Source organism: Streptosporangium amethystogenes subsp. fukuiense, assembly GCF_042665875.1.
Taxonomy (GTDB): Bacteria; Actinomycetota; Actinomycetes; order Streptosporangiales; family Streptosporangiaceae; genus Streptosporangium; species Streptosporangium fukuiense.
Genome location: NZ_JBHTEE010000001.1, coordinates 5523077 through 5538633, shown reverse-complemented (window position 1 = coordinate 5538633; position 15557 = coordinate 5523077). Strand labels below are relative to the sequence as shown.

Annotated in this window: 9 protein-coding genes; 7 read left to right on the top strand and 2 right to left on the bottom strand. The window is 71.8% G+C overall.

Annotated features, from left to right (window positions below; all coding sequences use genetic code 11):
- Positions 1 to 33 precede the first annotated feature (33 nt).
- The 5 genes from ACFQVD_RS23605 (at position 34) to ACFQVD_RS23585 (ending at position 10476) form a co-directional block, all read left to right on the top strand.
- On the top strand, positions 34 to 1662 hold the full coding sequence (locus ACFQVD_RS23605; RefSeq protein WP_386272059.1) for a hypothetical protein: 1629 nt from the start codon (positions 34 to 36) through the stop codon (positions 1660 to 1662).
- A 402-nt stretch (positions 1663 to 2064) separates the two neighbouring features.
- Entirely contained in the window at positions 2065 to 3384 is a 1320-nt protein-coding gene (locus ACFQVD_RS23600; RefSeq protein ID WP_343973679.1) for a glycosyltransferase family 4 protein, read from the top strand.
- Positions 3381 to 7553, top strand: coding sequence for an alpha-(1->3)-arabinofuranosyltransferase domain-containing protein (locus tag ACFQVD_RS23595; protein ID WP_343973676.1), 4173 nt, complete (start codon positions 3381 to 3383; stop codon positions 7551 to 7553). Before ACFQVD_RS23600 ends, ACFQVD_RS23595 begins: the two co-directional genes overlap by 4 nt.
- Positions 7550 to 8638, top strand: coding sequence for a DUF3068 domain-containing protein (locus tag ACFQVD_RS23590; RefSeq protein ID WP_343973673.1), 1089 nt, complete (start codon positions 7550 to 7552; stop codon positions 8636 to 8638). The genes ACFQVD_RS23595 and ACFQVD_RS23590 overlap by 4 nt, the downstream gene beginning before the upstream one ends.
- Positions 8635 to 10476: a hypothetical protein gene (locus ACFQVD_RS23585; RefSeq protein WP_343973670.1), complete on the top strand. Its 1842-nt coding sequence runs from the start codon at positions 8635 to 8637 to the stop codon at positions 10474 to 10476. Before ACFQVD_RS23590 ends, ACFQVD_RS23585 begins: the two co-directional genes overlap by 4 nt.
- Here ACFQVD_RS23585 and ACFQVD_RS23580 read toward each other — a convergent pair.
- Positions 10457 to 11245, bottom strand: coding sequence for a class I SAM-dependent methyltransferase (locus tag ACFQVD_RS23580; protein WP_386272054.1), 789 nt, complete (start codon positions 11243 to 11245; stop codon positions 10457 to 10459). The genes ACFQVD_RS23585 and ACFQVD_RS23580 overlap by 20 nt on opposite strands.
- A gap of 76 nt (positions 11246 to 11321) precedes the next feature.
- Between ACFQVD_RS23580 and ACFQVD_RS23575 the strand changes: the two genes are divergently transcribed.
- Positions 11322 to 13205: a hypothetical protein gene (locus ACFQVD_RS23575; RefSeq protein ID WP_343973664.1), complete on the top strand. Its 1884-nt coding sequence runs from the start codon at positions 11322 to 11324 to the stop codon at positions 13203 to 13205.
- A 2-nt stretch (positions 13206 to 13207) separates the two neighbouring features.
- Here the strand turns inward: ACFQVD_RS23575 and ACFQVD_RS23570 are convergent, their stop codons facing one another.
- Complete coding sequence (locus ACFQVD_RS23570) at positions 13208 to 14386, bottom strand: acyltransferase family protein (RefSeq protein ID WP_343973661.1); 1179 nt, start codon at positions 14384 to 14386, stop codon at positions 13208 to 13210.
- Between the two features lie 202 nt (positions 14387 to 14588).
- Between ACFQVD_RS23570 and ACFQVD_RS23565 the strand changes: the two genes are divergently transcribed.
- Positions 14589 to 15506 carry a DUF3068 domain-containing protein gene (locus ACFQVD_RS23565; protein ID WP_343973658.1) on the top strand — a complete coding sequence of 306 codons (918 nt, stop codon included), beginning with the start codon at positions 14589 to 14591 and terminating at the stop codon, positions 15504 to 15506.
- The last annotated feature ends 51 nt before the right edge of the window (positions 15507 to 15557 follow it).

Sequence of the window (15557 nt, the reverse complement as noted above, 5' to 3'; positions counted from 1 at the left end):
TATATCCGGAGCAAGCACATAAAGTCGGTCAGCATGGGCGGCGAGTGGGGCGAGACGGCGAAGCGGTTCGCGCCCGCCCTGCTCGGCCTGCTGTTCGGGCTGCTCGCGCTCTGGCCCGCGCTGGGACCGGGGTTCGTGCTCAGGTACGACATGGTGTTCGTGCCCGACCCGCCGCCGATGCTGCCCGGGGAGGGGTTTCCCCGGGCGGTGCCCAGTGACCTGGTGGTCGCGCTCCTGTCCCGGGTCGTCCCCGAACAGGTGGTCCAGAAGGTCGTCCTGCTGGGTGTCTTCGTGCTGGCCGCGTCCGGCGCGGCCGCGCTGGCGCCCTCCCGGAGGCTGGGGCCCCGCCTGGCGGCGGCGGCCTTCTACAGCTGGAACGCCTACCTCGCCCAGCGGCTCCTGCTCGGCCAGTGGGCACTGCTGCTGGGGGTCGCCGGACTGCCCTGGGCGGTGCGCGCGGTGGCGCTCGGCGGGCGGTCGCGGCTGGTCGCCGCGCTGCTCCCGGCGGCGGTGGGCGGATTCCAGGCGATGCTGGTCGCCGCGCCCGCCCTGCTCGCGACGGCGGCGACGGCGCCGGTGAGAGTACCGGCGACGGCCGCCGGCGGGGCCGCGACGCCCGCCGGGAGGGTGCGGGTCCGGCGGGTGCTGGAGGTCGCGCTGGTCATGGCGGTGCTGAGCCTGCCCTGGCTGGTGCCCGCGCTGAGCAGCCGGGCCGCGACCGATCCGGCCGGGGCCTGGGCGTTCGCGGCCAGGGCCGACGGCCCACTGGGTACGGTCGGCAGCCTGCTCTCGCTCGGCGGGATCTGGAACGCCCATGCCGTCCTGCCCGGCCAGGAGACCTGGTGGTCGGCGATCGTACGGCTGCTGCTCGCCGCGGTCGCCGTCTGGGGGTTCGCCCGCCTGCCGGGCTCGCCGGCGCGTCACGGTGCCGGGGCGGTTGGGCCGCCCCGGGCTGGGCTTGCGGTGGCGGCGGTGGCCGGGCTCGCGGTGGCGCTGACGGGGGCCTTCGCCCCCGGCGTGCTGGGCGGCCTGATCGGCTGGTGGCCCGGGTTCGGGCCGCTCCGCGACGGGCAGCTGTACCTCGCCCCGTTCGTCCTGCTGCAGGCGGTGGGCCTGGCCGCGGTCGTCGCGCGCTGGAACTCGCGAGCCGTCACGGCCGTCGCGGTGGCCGTCCCGGTCCTGGTCCTGCCCACCTTCGCCCTCGGCGCGTTCGGCAGGCTGTCGGCGGTGGACTACCCGGACGAGTGGCGAGAGGTCCAGGCGATCGTGAACGCCGACCCCGCGCCGGGGGCGTTGCTCTCGCTGCCGTGGGGGGCGCACCGGGCGTTCGGCTGGAACGACGACCGGGTGATCCTCGATCCCGCGACCAAGATGTTCCGGCGCCGGGTGCTCTGGAACGACGCGCTGCTGGTGGGGTTGCCCGGCGGAGGCAGACTGCGGGTCGCGGCGGAGGATCCGGCTTCCGCCGAGGTGGAGGCGGCGCTGGGTGTCGAGCCGGGTGGGCGGATAGCGGCACTATCAGGACTGAATGTCCGTTATGTTCTTATTCATGGGGGCGACAACCCGTTCCAGATCCCGGGGGGCGATGACTCGCTCCACGGGGCCACGACCGTCTTCCGCGGGCCCGAACTCCGGTTGCTGCGTCTTGACGCACCTTCCTGAGCTGGGCGTATCCCCAGACCTCCGCACTACCCGGTGGTAACTTTATTTGTCACATTTTCCCCAAAGCTATGGCTTATGAGATGAATCACGTTCTACTCTCGGCACACTGTCCGAATTCTGGAGGGAGAGCTCAGTGTTACGAGTGATCGCAGCCTTGGCCGTTGGCACGGTGCTTGCGGTGGGTGCCTCCGTGGCAGTGGTGAACGTGGCCGCCCCCACACCGGAGCCGCCCAACCGGCCCCTGTACAACTACGGCGACAGGTGATCCGAGGGGCCGGACAAGGGCCCCTCGGACGCGGTCTTTCCCCAGCCGCTCAGGCTGAACACCAATGGCAGTACGGAGCGTGGCTCCGCCATGCCCCGAGCCGGGCGCGCGTCGCCGTAGAGGATCGAGGAGACAGTGTGGCCGACACCGTGGCCTTTTCCGGCGGGAACGTGAACGCCGGACCCCGTCTGTTCAACCCATCGTGGCCCAACCTGAGCATGGAGGTCACCGAGACCCCCGAGACGTCCCTGCGCGGGGTCCGGGTGGCGGTGCTGAACTTTCGCGAGCCACAGCAGTCGGCGGCCGGCGGCGCCGAGGAGTACGCCTGGCAGGTCAGCCGCTACCTGATCGCCCAGGGAGCCCTGGTCCACTTCGTGACCGGCCGTGAGCCCGGCCAGGCCAGAGCCGAACGGCGCAACGACGTCGAGCTGCGCAGGATGGGCAACCGCTACCTCGTCTACCTGCTCGTGCCGCTCTGGCTGCTGCTGCACCGCCGCCGCTTCGACGTGGTCATCGACTCGATGAACGGCATCCCGTTCTTCTCCCCCCTCGTGGTACGGCGCCGCACCACGGTGATCTGCCTGGTGCATCACGTGCACGACCGGCAGTTCCACGCATTCCTGCCCTCCTGGCTGGCCAGGATCGGCTGCTTCATCGAGGGGCCGGTGGCCCGGCTGCTCTACCGCCGCCGCACCACGATCACGGTCTCCGAGTCCTCCAGGACGGACCTCCGCGCCAGGCTGCGCTGGCTGGCCCCGATCCAGGTCGTCCCCAACGGCAGCCCGGCGGCCCGCTCGGTCACGCGGCATCCCCTGCCCGGCGACCCCGCCGTGGTGTACCTGGGCCGGTTGGTCGGTCACAAGCGGGTCGACCGCGTCGTCGGCCTGGCGGCCGAGCTGGCCGAGAGCCGTCCGGGGCTGCGGGTACACGTGGTGGGCCGCGGACCTGAGTCCGACGCCCTCGCGGCGGTGGCGGCCAAGCTCGGCGTCGCCGACCGCGTGCACCTGCACGGGTTCCTCAGCGAGCCGGGCAAGAACGCGGTGCTCGGCTCGGCCCTGCTGAACGTGACCGCCTCGGAGTTCGAGGGCTGGGGTCTCACCGTGATCGAGGCGGCCGCCTTCGGCGTGCCCACGGTCGCCTACGACGTGGCCGGGCTGCGTGACTCGATCAAGGACGGGGTGACCGGCTGGCTGGTCCGGGACGGCGAGACGCTCGCGGACGCGGTGGACCGGGCGATCGGGGAGCTGGCCGACCCCGTGCGGCGCGCGGCGATCCAGCAGGCCTGCCGGACCTGGGCGGGCGAGTTCACCTGGGGAAGAACTGGCGCTACTATAACCAGACTTATCGCCACAGAGCTCGCCGTAGCCGCCCGCCGACAGCAGCCCGTGAGCGCGGTGAGCTCGCCGGTCAGGACCCCCGACCTCCATCTCGCCATGGGTGAGACCGACCCCATTTGAGCACCGCATTGACCCCTGACAGCACGGACACCGGGCCCGCCCGGCTTCGACACCGGCTGCACCTGCTGGCCGGCTGCCTCCTGCTCGGGGCCATCGCGTTCAACACCTCGCCCGGCCAGGTCATCTCCGAGACCAAGCTCGACATGGCGCTCAACCCCCTCGGCTTCCTCGCCCGGGCGATGCACCTGTGGGACGGCGCGTTCTTCGGTCACCTGCAGAACCAGGCGCACGGCTACCTGTTCCCGATGGGCCCGTTCTACGCGCTCTTCGAGGCGCTGGACATGCCCCCCTGGAACATCCAGCGCCTGTGGATGACCCTGGTCCTGTGCGCCGCGTTCGTCGGCGTCGAGCGGGTGGCCCGTGCGATGGACATCGGCACCCCCGTCACCCGCGTACTGGCCGGGCTCGCCTACGCCCTGGCGCCGCACGCCGTCACGCTGATCGGGGTCAACTCCTCGGAGTTCCAGCCGAGCGCGGTGCTGCCCTGGATCCTGCTGCCGCTCGTGCACGGTGCCGGGCAGCGGGCGAGCCCGCGCAGGGCGGCGGCCCTGTCGGCGCTGGCCCTCCTGTTCGCCGGCGGGATCAACGCGGTGGCCGTGCTCGCCGTGCTCGTCGTGCCGCTGCTGTACCTGCTGACCCGTGAGCGAGGACCCCGCAGGAGGCACCTGCTGCTGTGGTGGCTGGGCTGTGTGGGCGCGGTGTCGATGTGGTGGCTGCTGCCCCTGCTGGTGATGGGCCGCTACATCTTCTCCTTCCTGCCCTTCATCGAGACCGCCGACGCCACCACGTACGTCACCTCGCTGATCAACGTCCTGCGCGGCACCTCGGGCTGGATCGCGTTCCTGCCGGTCGACGGGGCGGCGTTCCTGCCCGCGGCGTTCGAGCAGGCGACCGGACCCGTGATGATCGCGCTGACCGCGCTGGTCGCCGGGCTCGGCCTGGCCGGGATCGCCGCCCGCTCCACCCCGGAGCGGGGATTCCTCGCGATCAGCCTGCTGGCCGGGGTCGTGATCGTCTCCGCCGGCCACGCCGACGTGCTCGCCCACCCGTGGACCGAGCAGGTGAGGGCGCTGCTGGACGGTCCCCTCGCCCCTTTCCGCAACCTGCACAAGTTCGACGCGCTACTGCGGCTCCCGCTCGCCCTCGGCCTGGCCGCCCTGCCACTGGCCGGTCCCGCGCGGCTGCGCAGACCCGTCCTCGCGGCGTCCGCGGTCCTCGTCGCACTCGGCGCGCTGCCCGTCGCCACCGCGGGCGTCACCCCGACCGGCGCGTTCGAGGATGTGCCGTCCTACTGGCGGGACGCCGCGACCTGGCTGAACCGGAACACCGGGGACGGCATGGTGCTGGCCGCCCCCGGGTCGCGCCGGGGCGAGTACCTGTGGGGCCGTCCGATGGACGAGCCCATGCAGTCGCTGCTGACCGTGCGCTGGGCCACCCACACCAACGTCCCCTGGGGGTCGCCGGGACTGGCCAGGCTGGTCCAGGCGGTGGACGAGCGCTTCGCCACCGGCAGGGGCTCACCGGGACTCACCTCGGCGCTGCGCCGGATGGGGGTCACCTACCTGCTCGTCCGCAACGACCTGGCCAGGGAGAGCCTGGGCACCGCCTGGCCCGCGCGAGTACACGAGACCATCACCGAGTCCACCGGCCTGGAACGGGTCGCCGCCTTCGGCCCGGAGCTCGGCACCAGGGCCAGCACGACGGCCGCGGGCTGGTTCGAGCAGCCCTACCAGGCGCTGGAGGTCTACGCGGTCCCCGACCCCGCGCCGCTCGTCGCCACGGTGCCCCGCGAGGGGACCCTCAGGGTGACCGGGGCCCCGGAGGCGGCGCTGGCCCTCGCCGAGGAGGGCCTGCTCGACGATGACCGGCCCATGCTGGTCGGCGACGAGCCGGGCGCGGGCGCGACGTCCCCCGAGCACACCGTGATGACCGACACGCTGCGCCGCCGCGAGATCGTCTTCGGTGACCTGCGCCGGATCGGCACCGCCACGCTCACCGAGGACCAGCCGCTGGAACGCGGCAGGGAGAGCGACCTCACCGACCCCGCCTGGACCGCCGCCACCGCGACCGCCCGCTACTCCAGCGTCCTCGACGTGCGTGCCTCCTCCGCCGAGTCGCAGATCGGGGCCGCCGACCGGCGCGACCCCGGACGGCAGCCGTACGCGGCGTTCGACGCCGACCCGCGCACCGGATGGCGCTCCGACGGCTGGGGTGGAGCCGTCGGGGAGTGGCTGGAGGTACGCCTCGTCGAGCCCGTCGACATGCCGAGGATCACCGTCGCGTTCGAGAGGGGGAGGCTCGGGCCCGCCGTGGCGGAGGTCGCCCTGGAGACCGACGCGGGAACGCGCCTGGTGCCGGTCGCGGACTCGGCGGACCCGCAGCTGCTGAACCCGCCGGCCGGCAAGACCTCCCGATTGCGGATCCGGGTCACCAAGCTGGCCTCGGAGCCCGCGTCGCGGGTCGGCACCCGGGTCGGCATCACCGAGGTCGCGATTCCCGGTGTGCGGGCGACGCGCAGCATCGTCGTTCCCGCCGACGGCGAGCGGGATCCCGGCACGGTGCTGCTGACCCGCCAGGGGACCGCGTCGCCGTGCATGCACGGCTCGGCGACCTGGACCTGCTCGCCGTCCCTGGAGATCACCGGCGAGGACGGCTCCGGCTTCGACCGCACCTTCACGGTCCGGGACGCCGGGGAACGCGCCGTCACCGGCAGGACGGTGCTCACCGACCCCGCCTCGGCTCAGCTGCTCACCACCATCCCAGGCGTCTACCCCCAGGTGAGCGCCTCCTCCACGCTGGTCGACCACCCGGCCGTGCTCGGCCGCGCGGCCATGGACGGCGACCTGGACACGGCCTGGTACGCCCAGACCGGCGACCGCCGTCCGACGCTGACCGTCAAGCTCGGTAAGAAGATCACGATCTCGCAGATCATGGTCCTCTTCCCGGACTCGTTCCTGGGGCAGCCGCCGATCAAGGTGAGCGTGCGCGGCGGCGGCCGTACCGCGCAGGGCTGGGTCGGCCCCGACGGGCGCGTCTCCTTCGCACCGATCCGCGCCGATCGCCTGGAGATCGGCTTCATCGCCCCGGCGTCCCGGACGGTCGAGGTATCGGAGATCACCATTCCGGGGGTGAAACCGATCGGCTCCCTGGCGTCCTTCCCGCTCAGGCTGCCCTGCGGCTACGGTCCCACGCTCACCGTGAACGGCAACCCGGCGGCCACGGAGATCGTCGGGGGCACGCTGGACGACGTGGTCAACGGCCGCCCGCTCGGCTACCGGACCTGCGAGCCGGTCGAGCTGGGCGCGGGGGAGGCGCGGATCAGCGCGTCCCCCAGCGACGCCTTCAGGATCGAGTCGATGGTGGTGCGGGCGTCCGGCGACGGTACCCGGAGCGCGGTCGCGGCCACGCCCGCCACCGCGCGGGTGTGGGGGCAGGGGGAGCGTCAGGTCCAGGTCTCCACCACGGTCCCCTCCTACCTGGTGGTCAACGAGAACCACAACGTCGGCTGGCAGGCGTCCCTCGACGGCAGGCAGCTGAAGCCGGTCAGGCTGGACGGCTGGCGACAGGCGTGGGAGCTGCCTGCCGGCCAGGGTGTCGTGACCATGCGCTACGAGCCCGACTTCACCTACCGCACGGCGCTGGCCGGCGGCTGGACGCTGGTGCTGCTGGTGGTGGCGCTGGCGCTCATCCGTCCCGCCCGGCCGGCCCGGTCGCCGGGGACGGGGCCCGCCGCGATCCGGGCGCTCTGGGTCTGGCCGTTCGTCCCGCTCCTCGGTCTGTGGGCCGGAGGCTTCGCGGGCGCCGCGATCGTCACCGGGGCGGCGGTCCTGTTCGCCTGGCTGGGGGCGATGGCCCAGGCCAGGCACGCCCGGCTCGGCGTGCTCCCCGGCCTGGCGGGCGTGGTGGCCACCCCCTGGGCGTCGGCCGTGCCGCTCGGCCTGGCCGGTCTCGCGCTCGCCGCCGGCACCTTCTACGGCGGGGTCGACGCGACCGAGGCGTTCACCGGGCCGCTGACCGGTGTGGTGCCGCAGGTGCTCTGTCTGCTGGCGCTCGCCTGGCTGACGGCCGCGCTTCCCGATCACGCCCCGGCCGCGTCGCCCGCTCCGCCGCGCCGCACGGCGGCCCGCAGGCCCGAACCCGAGTCCGAATCGGTGGTGGTGGGCCGGTGACCCAGGCCAGGATCCCACGGACGGTGTTCGTGGGCGCGGGCGCCTTCCTGCTCACGCTCGCCGCCCTGTTCCGCTTCTACGTCTACGAGAGCGTGCTGGTCCTGCCGCTGGAGCAGGGCAGGACCTACCGGATGGTCGCGCAGGACGCCGACTACTTCGACACGGGCACGCTGACCGCGCACACCGGCGTCCCGCTGGTGTCCACCACGACGTTGAGCGGGGACGCGGGAGCCGGGAACGCCAACGTGGCGGTGTGGGTGGAGTTCACCTCGCTGACGACCGCCGCTGGGAACAGGATCGACTACCACGAGCGCCGGACCGCCTTCGACCGCCGTACCGGGATGGCCGTCGACTGCTGCGAGAGCTATGTCGACGAGGACCCCGAAGCCCGGCAGTCGGGCCTGGCCTTCCGCCTGCCGTTCCGCGCCGAGCCGCGCTCGTACCCGATGTACGACACGACGCTCCGGTTGGCCGTTCCGCTCCACTACGAGCGCCAGGAGCAGATCAACGGTCTGCGGACCTACCGTTACACCTACACGGCCGGCCCGGTGAAGATCGAGGACTTCCCCCAGCAGTTCCCGGGAAAGGTGCTGGGGCTGCCCGCCTGGCGGGCCATCGGCGTCTCCCGCTACGCCCAGGTGACCCGCACGCTCTGGGTCGAACCGGAGAGCGGCCTGACCGTGAAGGTGGAGGAACGACACCGCCAGGGACTGCGCACCCCCGACAACATCGAGCGCAGGGAGAGTCTCAGGGCCGACCTGGTGATGTCCGAGGAGGACGTCGAGGTCAGGGTCTCCGATGTCCGCGCCTTCACCCGCTGGGTCCTCGTCGTCCGCGACCTGCTGCCCGCCGTCTTCCTCGCCGCCGGACTCCTGCTGGGGCTTTGGGGCCTGCGTCGCCGCAGACCTCCCCGGGCTCCGGAGCCTGCCGGTGCCGGTCCGGGGCCGGCCGAGCTCGCCGAGCCCGCTCAGTCCGCCGGCGTCGTCATGGAACGGGTGTGGCCTCCCAAGCCCGTCGGCGTCGTCATGGAGCGGGTGTGGCCTCCCAGTGCCGCCGGTGCCGGATCGGAGCGTGAGCGCGGATGAGCGGCGGCCAGGTGGAGGTGGAGCTGCGGCTGCCCGGCTGGACGCGAAGTCCGTTCACCCGGCGGCACGGGCTCACGGTCGCGGCGCTGCTTCTGCTGCTCGCCGGGCTCGTGGTCAAGGGGTGGCTGCTCAGCCGTTCCCACTTCGCCGAGGACGACATCGTCTTCGTCGGCAGGGCGCTGGCCGAACCCTTCGGCTGGGACCACCTGTTCCGGGTGCACATCGGCCATCTGATGCCGGGCGCCCTCGCCCTGGTCCGGGCTTTGACGGCGATCTCCGCCTACGACTGGGGCCTGGTCTCGATCGTGATCATGGCGCTGTACGCGGGCGCGGCCGTGGCGCTCTACCGGTTGCTGCGCCTGCTCTGCGGCGCCAGGCCGCTCATCCTCGTCCCGTTCACCCTCTTCCTGTTCGCGCCCGCCAACTTCCAGGCCGGCACCTGGTTCGCGGCGGCGCTCAACATCCTGCCGCTGCAGATCGCCATGATCATGGCGATCCGCTCCCAGCTGCTGCTGATCCGTACCGGCCGCGCCGGGCACGCGTTCACCGGGATCGCCTGGACGTGCGCCGGGCTGCTCTTCTTCGAGAAGGCGCTGCTCATCCCGCCGGTGCTGCTGCTGTTCACGGTGCTGCTGCTGGCCCGCGAGCACGGCGTGGCCGGGGCGGTGCGCAGGCACTGGGGACTCTGGCTCGCCTACCTGGTGGTGGGCGGCGCCTATCTGGCCGGGTACCTGCTGGCCTCGGGGCGGAGCGGCGGGCGGGGGTTCGCGCTCCCCGAGTTCTACACGGCCGTGGAGTACCTCGGGGACTTCCTCGGAGGCACGGTGCCGACGCTGCTCGTGGGCGGCCCGCTGAGCTGGGGGGCGGAGACCACGGCGGGTCCCCTGGTCGCCCACCGGGCCGTCGAGGTCATCGTGGCCTGGCTGGTCCTGGCGATCGTCGTCGTGAGCACCTGCCGCAGGCGCCCCGAGGCGGCCGGTGCCTGGGCGCTGGCCGCGGGCTACCTGCTGGTCGCGGACGCACTGCTGATCATGTTCAGCCGGTCGGGGTCGGCGCAGCACGCCTTCGAGAGCCGCTACATCGCCGACGCGACGCCGGTGCTCGCCGTCTGCCTGGCCCTGGTCCTGATGCCGTGGCGGAAAGCCGGGCCCCCGGGGCAGGACTCGCCAGGGAACGGCGCGGTCTCGCCGTTCGTTCTTCCCGCCGCGTGCGCCTACGTGGCGCTCACCCTGGTGTCGGCCGCGGGATTCGCCCAGGGGCTGCCGGGCGAGCGCAACCGCGCCTACTTCGACGCGGCCCGCGCGGACCTGGCCGGGCTCGACCCCCAGACGGGTGTCTACCCCGCGCTGATACCCGACAGGATGCTCTTCCCCTGGCAGGCCGTCGAGGACCGGCTGACCTCCCGGGCGCTCAGCCCGCTCGCCGAAGGCGCTCTCGGTGAGCGGATCAGGTACCCGGGTGTGGCTCATCGTGCGATGACCTTCGACGATCGCGGCCATCTGGTGCCCGCCGCGGTCTTCGGAGCCCAGATGACCGCCGGGGACGGCGGCTGCCTGCCGGTGAGCGACCGCACCGCCGTCGCCGATCTGCCCGACGGGCGCGCGGGGAACATCCTCCGCATCGACTACCGGGTGCCGAGGGACACGCGCGCCACGGTGTTCAGGGGCGGGTGGCGGACCGAGGTCCCGCTCAGGGCCGACCGGGACCGGGTCTACCTACCGGCCGGGGTCGCCTCGGGGCCGGTACGGATATCGGTCCAGGACGGCGGGACCTGCCTGCGCGCGGTGGTGCTCGGCATGGCGGTGCCGGAGGGGGTGCTCAGTGGCGGCGCAGGATGAGCAGCAGGTTCCAGCTCACGATCTCGCGCAGCCCGGGAACGCGGATCACCGGGGTCGCCCAGCGCGGGTGGTAGCGGGGCAGGGCGTCCAGGACCGTGGCGTCCGGCTGCCGTCTCGCCCAGCGCAGCGCCGCGCCGATCGAGACCGGGTAGAGGCTCTCGCCGTAGCGGTTCTTGGGCGGCTTACCGTACCTGCGGGTGTAGCGTTCGGCGGCGCGGTGGCCGCCGAGATAGTGCCAGGGCGAGGTCTCGTGGCCGCCCCAGGGCGAGAGCCAGTTGGTGAAGGACAGATAGATCACGCCACCGGGACGGGTCACCCTGACCATCTCGTCGGCCATCCGCCACGGTTCCGGCACATGCTCCAGCACGTTGGAGGAGAAGCAGACGTCCACCGAGCCGGTCGCCAGCGGCAGGTCGAGCGCGCTGCCCAGCACGGCGCCCTCCGGAGCGGCGCCCTGGCGGGCCATCATCTCGCCCGCGTCGCAGTCCACGCAGACCGGCCGGGCGCCCACGGAGCGCAGCACGTCCGTGAAGTAGCCGGGGCCGCCGCCGACGTCCGCGACGAGCGCGCCGTCCAGTTCGGTGTAGGAGGCGAGCTGGGCCACCGTGTCCCTGGCCAGCATGCCGTAGAAGAAGTCCGGGTCGCTCTGCTCCTTGCGGAAACCGCTGAGCAGGGCGACAGACCGGCCCAGGGTGGCACGGAACGATGCCGGGTGGGTCTCCAACGCTGCTCCTCTACGGAGTAGAACAAACCAGGTGGGGCGGAGCATAACACCGCATCGCCAGCGAACTTTTCACGATCGTAGGGTGTTCCGCCGGAACACGGGGATCAGCAGGGGAGGGCCAGTGGAGGCCACGGAGACAGAACGGCCGGAGCGGCCGGAGCCACCGGCGCTGCGGATCGTGCTGCCCGGCTGGCTGGCGGCCCTCCGCAGCCCGGTGCTGCTCGGCGCCGCCCTGCTCATCGTGGCATCGCTGGTGCTGCGGCTGCTGATCCTGCGTGACTCCTACTTCGTCGAGGACGACCTGCTCTTCGTCGGCGACGCCTACCGGAGCGACCTCACCCTCGACTTCGTGACCCGGGTGCACAAGGGCCACTTCATGCCCGGCGCCCTCGCGCTGACCTGGGTGCTCTCGCGCATCGCGCCCTACGACTGGCTGCTGGTGGCCGGGGTCACGTTCGTCGCGCAGGCGCTGTTCAGCGTGCTGGCGCTCCGGCTGCTGCGGAACCTGTTCGGCACCCGGCCGGCGATCCTGCCGCTGCTGATCCTGATCCTGTTCTCCCCGCTGGCGATCCCGGCGTTCGGCTGGTGGGCGGCCGCCATCAACGCGGTCCCGCTCCAGCTCGTCCTCGTCCTCGCGCTGACCGACCAGCTCCGCTTCAGCCGGGGCGAGGGCGGCCGGTACGGCTGGCGTGCGCTGGCGTGGTGCGGGGTCGGGATGGCCTTCAGTACCAAGGGGGTCTTCGTCACGTTCCTGCTCTTCGCCCTGACCACGGCCTTTCTGCGAGAGAGGGAGACGGGCTGGATCGCCTCGGCGTTCGGCGAGGTACGGCGGCACTGGCGGCTCTGGTCGGCGCACGTGCTGGCGCTCGCCGCCTATACGGTCCTCTACCTCGCCAGGAGGGGCACCGCGCCGGGAGAGGGCGCGTCGATGCCCGATCCCGACGTGACCACCGAACTGCTCTCGCTCCTGCTGGGCCGGACGTTCCCCAGCGGGGCGATCGGTGGCCCGATCGACTGGTCGCCGACCGCGGTCGGCGGTCTGGCCGAGCCCTCCGACGCCCTCGTCATCGGCTCCTGGGTGATCCTGGCGACCCTGCTGGTGGTCACCGTCCTCCACCGGCGCCGCGCACTGCGGGCCTGGATCGTCCTGGCCGGCTACCTGCTGCTCGCCGACGCCGTCCCCACGGTGATCGCCCGGGGCAGCTACACGTCACTGGTGGGCCTGGAGACCCGTTACGTCGCCGACGCCGTCGTGATCCTGGCGATCTGTCTGGGGCTCGCCCTGCTGCCGGTCGAGGGGGAGAGCGGTGCCTACCGGCGCGCGCTGCCCGCACCGTCCTCGCTCTCCCTGGTCGCGGGATTGACCTCGGGCGCCTACCTCATCCTGTCGATGGTCTCGATCGGGGCCTATCGGGACACCCTCACCGGCGACCGGGTCCGGGCCTACCTGGAAACGGCGAGGGAACAGCTCGCCGCGGCGCCGGAGAACGTGGTGATCTATCCGACCCCGCTCCCCGACGACATCGTGCTGCCGGTGAACGGTGAACGGCGGCTCAGCAGCCACCTGCTCGCTCCGCTGGCCCGCCCGGCCATACGGGTCAGGATGACGCATCCGGAACCGTCCGAGGAGGCGCGGGTCTTCGACAAGGACGGCAAGCTGGTGCCGATGAGCGTCTTCGGCTTCTTCGCCGCCCGGGGCGAGGGCGAGCGGTGCATGCCGACCCTGGACGGCACCGCGTTCTTCCCCGACGCGATCTCCTTCGGGGGGAAGGCCACCGCGGGCGCGCTGGCCTACATCTCCGATCGGCCGGTCTCGGTGACCGTGGAGGTCGGTGAGGAACGGATCGTGCTCAGCCTGAAGGAGACCTCGGGCGGGCTCGTCCACTTCCCGGTGACCGGGGTGAGCAGGGGCATGAACATCGTGATGAACGACCCGACGGCCCCGCTCTGCCTGACCGGTGTCGCCCTCGGGGCCCCGGTCCCCCAGGGCGGGCAGCCCTCCTAGCCCTAGGGGCGCCGCTCCGATCCCTCGGCCGGTTCTGGGCGGAGGGGCGGGCGCATGAGGCGGTTGAGGCGCTGGGCGGGCTGTTCCACGAACCGGTAGGTCAGGGTGGCCATCACGAGCGTCATGACGGTGACGGGCACCAGGTTGCCCAGGAAGTTGCCGGAGAACTGCTGCTGCTCGGTGAAGCCGTACCACAGGTAGATGGCCACGAACTGCCAGAGGAAGACGCCGTAGGAGATGCGGCCGAGGAAGCTCATCACCGGGTTGGCGAGCAGGACCTTCACCGGTGAGTCGCCCGGCGGCGGCAGTGTGGCCGGGACGAGCAGGCACAGGGCCACGATCGCGTAGAGGGTCAGCTCGAACAGGCCCGACCAGACGCCGTCGATGCCGAGGAAGCGGGTTCCGGTCACGGGGGAGGCGGCGACGGCGTACGCCAGGGCGGCGACCAGCCACCACGAGCCGGGGGAGGCCCACACCGCCCGTTCGAAACGCCGGGCGGGGGAGTCGGCGTCCGGGGTGGCGCGTATCCAGGCCAGCACCACGGCCAGCGCCATCCCCACCGCGAAGAAGATCATCGAGCGGGGCGGCCAGCTGTTCAGGAAGGGACGGTACTCCGGGTAGTAGGTCAGCAGCGTCCAGACGTAGGAGAGCGCGATCAGCGCGCCCAGGCCCGCCAGCAGCCGCCGGGCCCGCCGGTGCACGTCCGCTCCGCCGCGCCGGGCGAAGGCGGCCAGGCCCGCCGCGAGCAGGGGGAGCAGGACGTAGAAGGCCACCTCGACCGAGAGGCTCCACATCTGGGCCAGGCCCTTGGGCCCCAGGCCGAACCACCAGGCCTCGGTGACGTAGTTCTGGTTGAGGGTCAGCAGCGTCAGCCAGCTCCAGGCGTCGGAGGTGTGGTCGCGTGACCAGATGAACATGGCCACCACGACCACCAGCCAGTAGGCGGGCAGGATGCGCACCGCCCGCTTCCACAGGTAGGCGAGGGTGTGGACGGCGGGGGTCCGGCACAGCAGCGCGGCCGCGTAGGGCCGGTAGAGCAGCAGTCCGGAGAGCGCGAAGAAGATCGGCACCGCCACGTCGCCGCGGGAGAGCAGCGCGCCGGTGAAACCCTCGCGGAGCGCGGCACCGGACTCGCTCGCGACGTGGAAGACGAGCACCGCGAGCGAGGCGACGGCGCGCACGCCGTCCAGAGTGTCCAGATGACCGACTATTTTGGATGGAGCCTGCGGAGAGAGCCGTTCCGATCTAGAACTTGTTTCGGTCACTTTTCCGCATCCCCCGGTGACGTCGATCACTCCCTGCACCTAACATACTGGTCAGTAGCCTTGTCAATCCACATATTTCCCCCCAAACCCCCCATGCTGTAATCCCCCAGGAGGGTAGATGCGTCGGGTCGTCGGAGTAATCCTGTTAGCCGTCGGGGCGTTCCTCATCGTGCTCGCGCCGCTGGTGCGTTTCCAGATCGGCGGCAGCCTGATCGCGGCCCCGGCCGCCCAGTACGGGATCAGTAAGCTGGAGGCCACCGGCGCACAGTACTTCAGCGCCAAGGACCTCAAGGTGATGACCGGCGACCTCGCCATCACCGTCACCACCCGTGGGGATGTGTCCCAGTCCCAGGGCGACCGGGTCGTCTGGGACGAGTTCACCGCGGTCAACGACGCGACGAACGGTAACCCGGGTATCTCGCTCGGCGAGCGGCGCAGCGCTTTCAACAAGTACACCGGCGAGGGCATCAACTGCTGCGCGGTGAACATCGACAAGAAGCCCAGCAAGCTCGAAGGCCAGATCTACAAGTTCCCCTTCGACGTCGAGAAGAAGACCTACAAGGTCTTCAACTCCACCGCGGGCATGGCCTTCGACGCCACGTTCGTCGGCGAGGAGGACGTCAACGGCCTGCCGGCGTACAAGTTCGAGCAGGTGGCTCCGGAGACGAAGACCGAGACCCGCACCGTCCCCGCCTCGATCATGGGCGTGACGGACGTGACCGGCGACGTCCAGGTGGACCGGTTCTACGAGGGCAAGAACACCTACTGGATCGAGCCGGTCACCGGCTCGCCGGTCAAGCAGGAGCAGCAGCGCAACGACGTGCTGAGGACCCAGGACGGCGCCCACAGCATCATCGCCTTCGCGGCGACGGCCAAGATGACCCCGCAGACCGTCGACGAGCTGGTGCGCAACGCCACCGAGGGCAAGAGCCAGATCACCCTGCTCAAGGTGACGATCCCGGTGATCCTGCTGCTGGTGGGCCTCGCCCTGCTGGTCACCGGATTCCTCCTGGTCCGCAGGACCGGCCGGGGCTGACGATCGGAATGCGGTGAGCTCCGGCGACCGGATCCTGGCGAGTAAGGATCC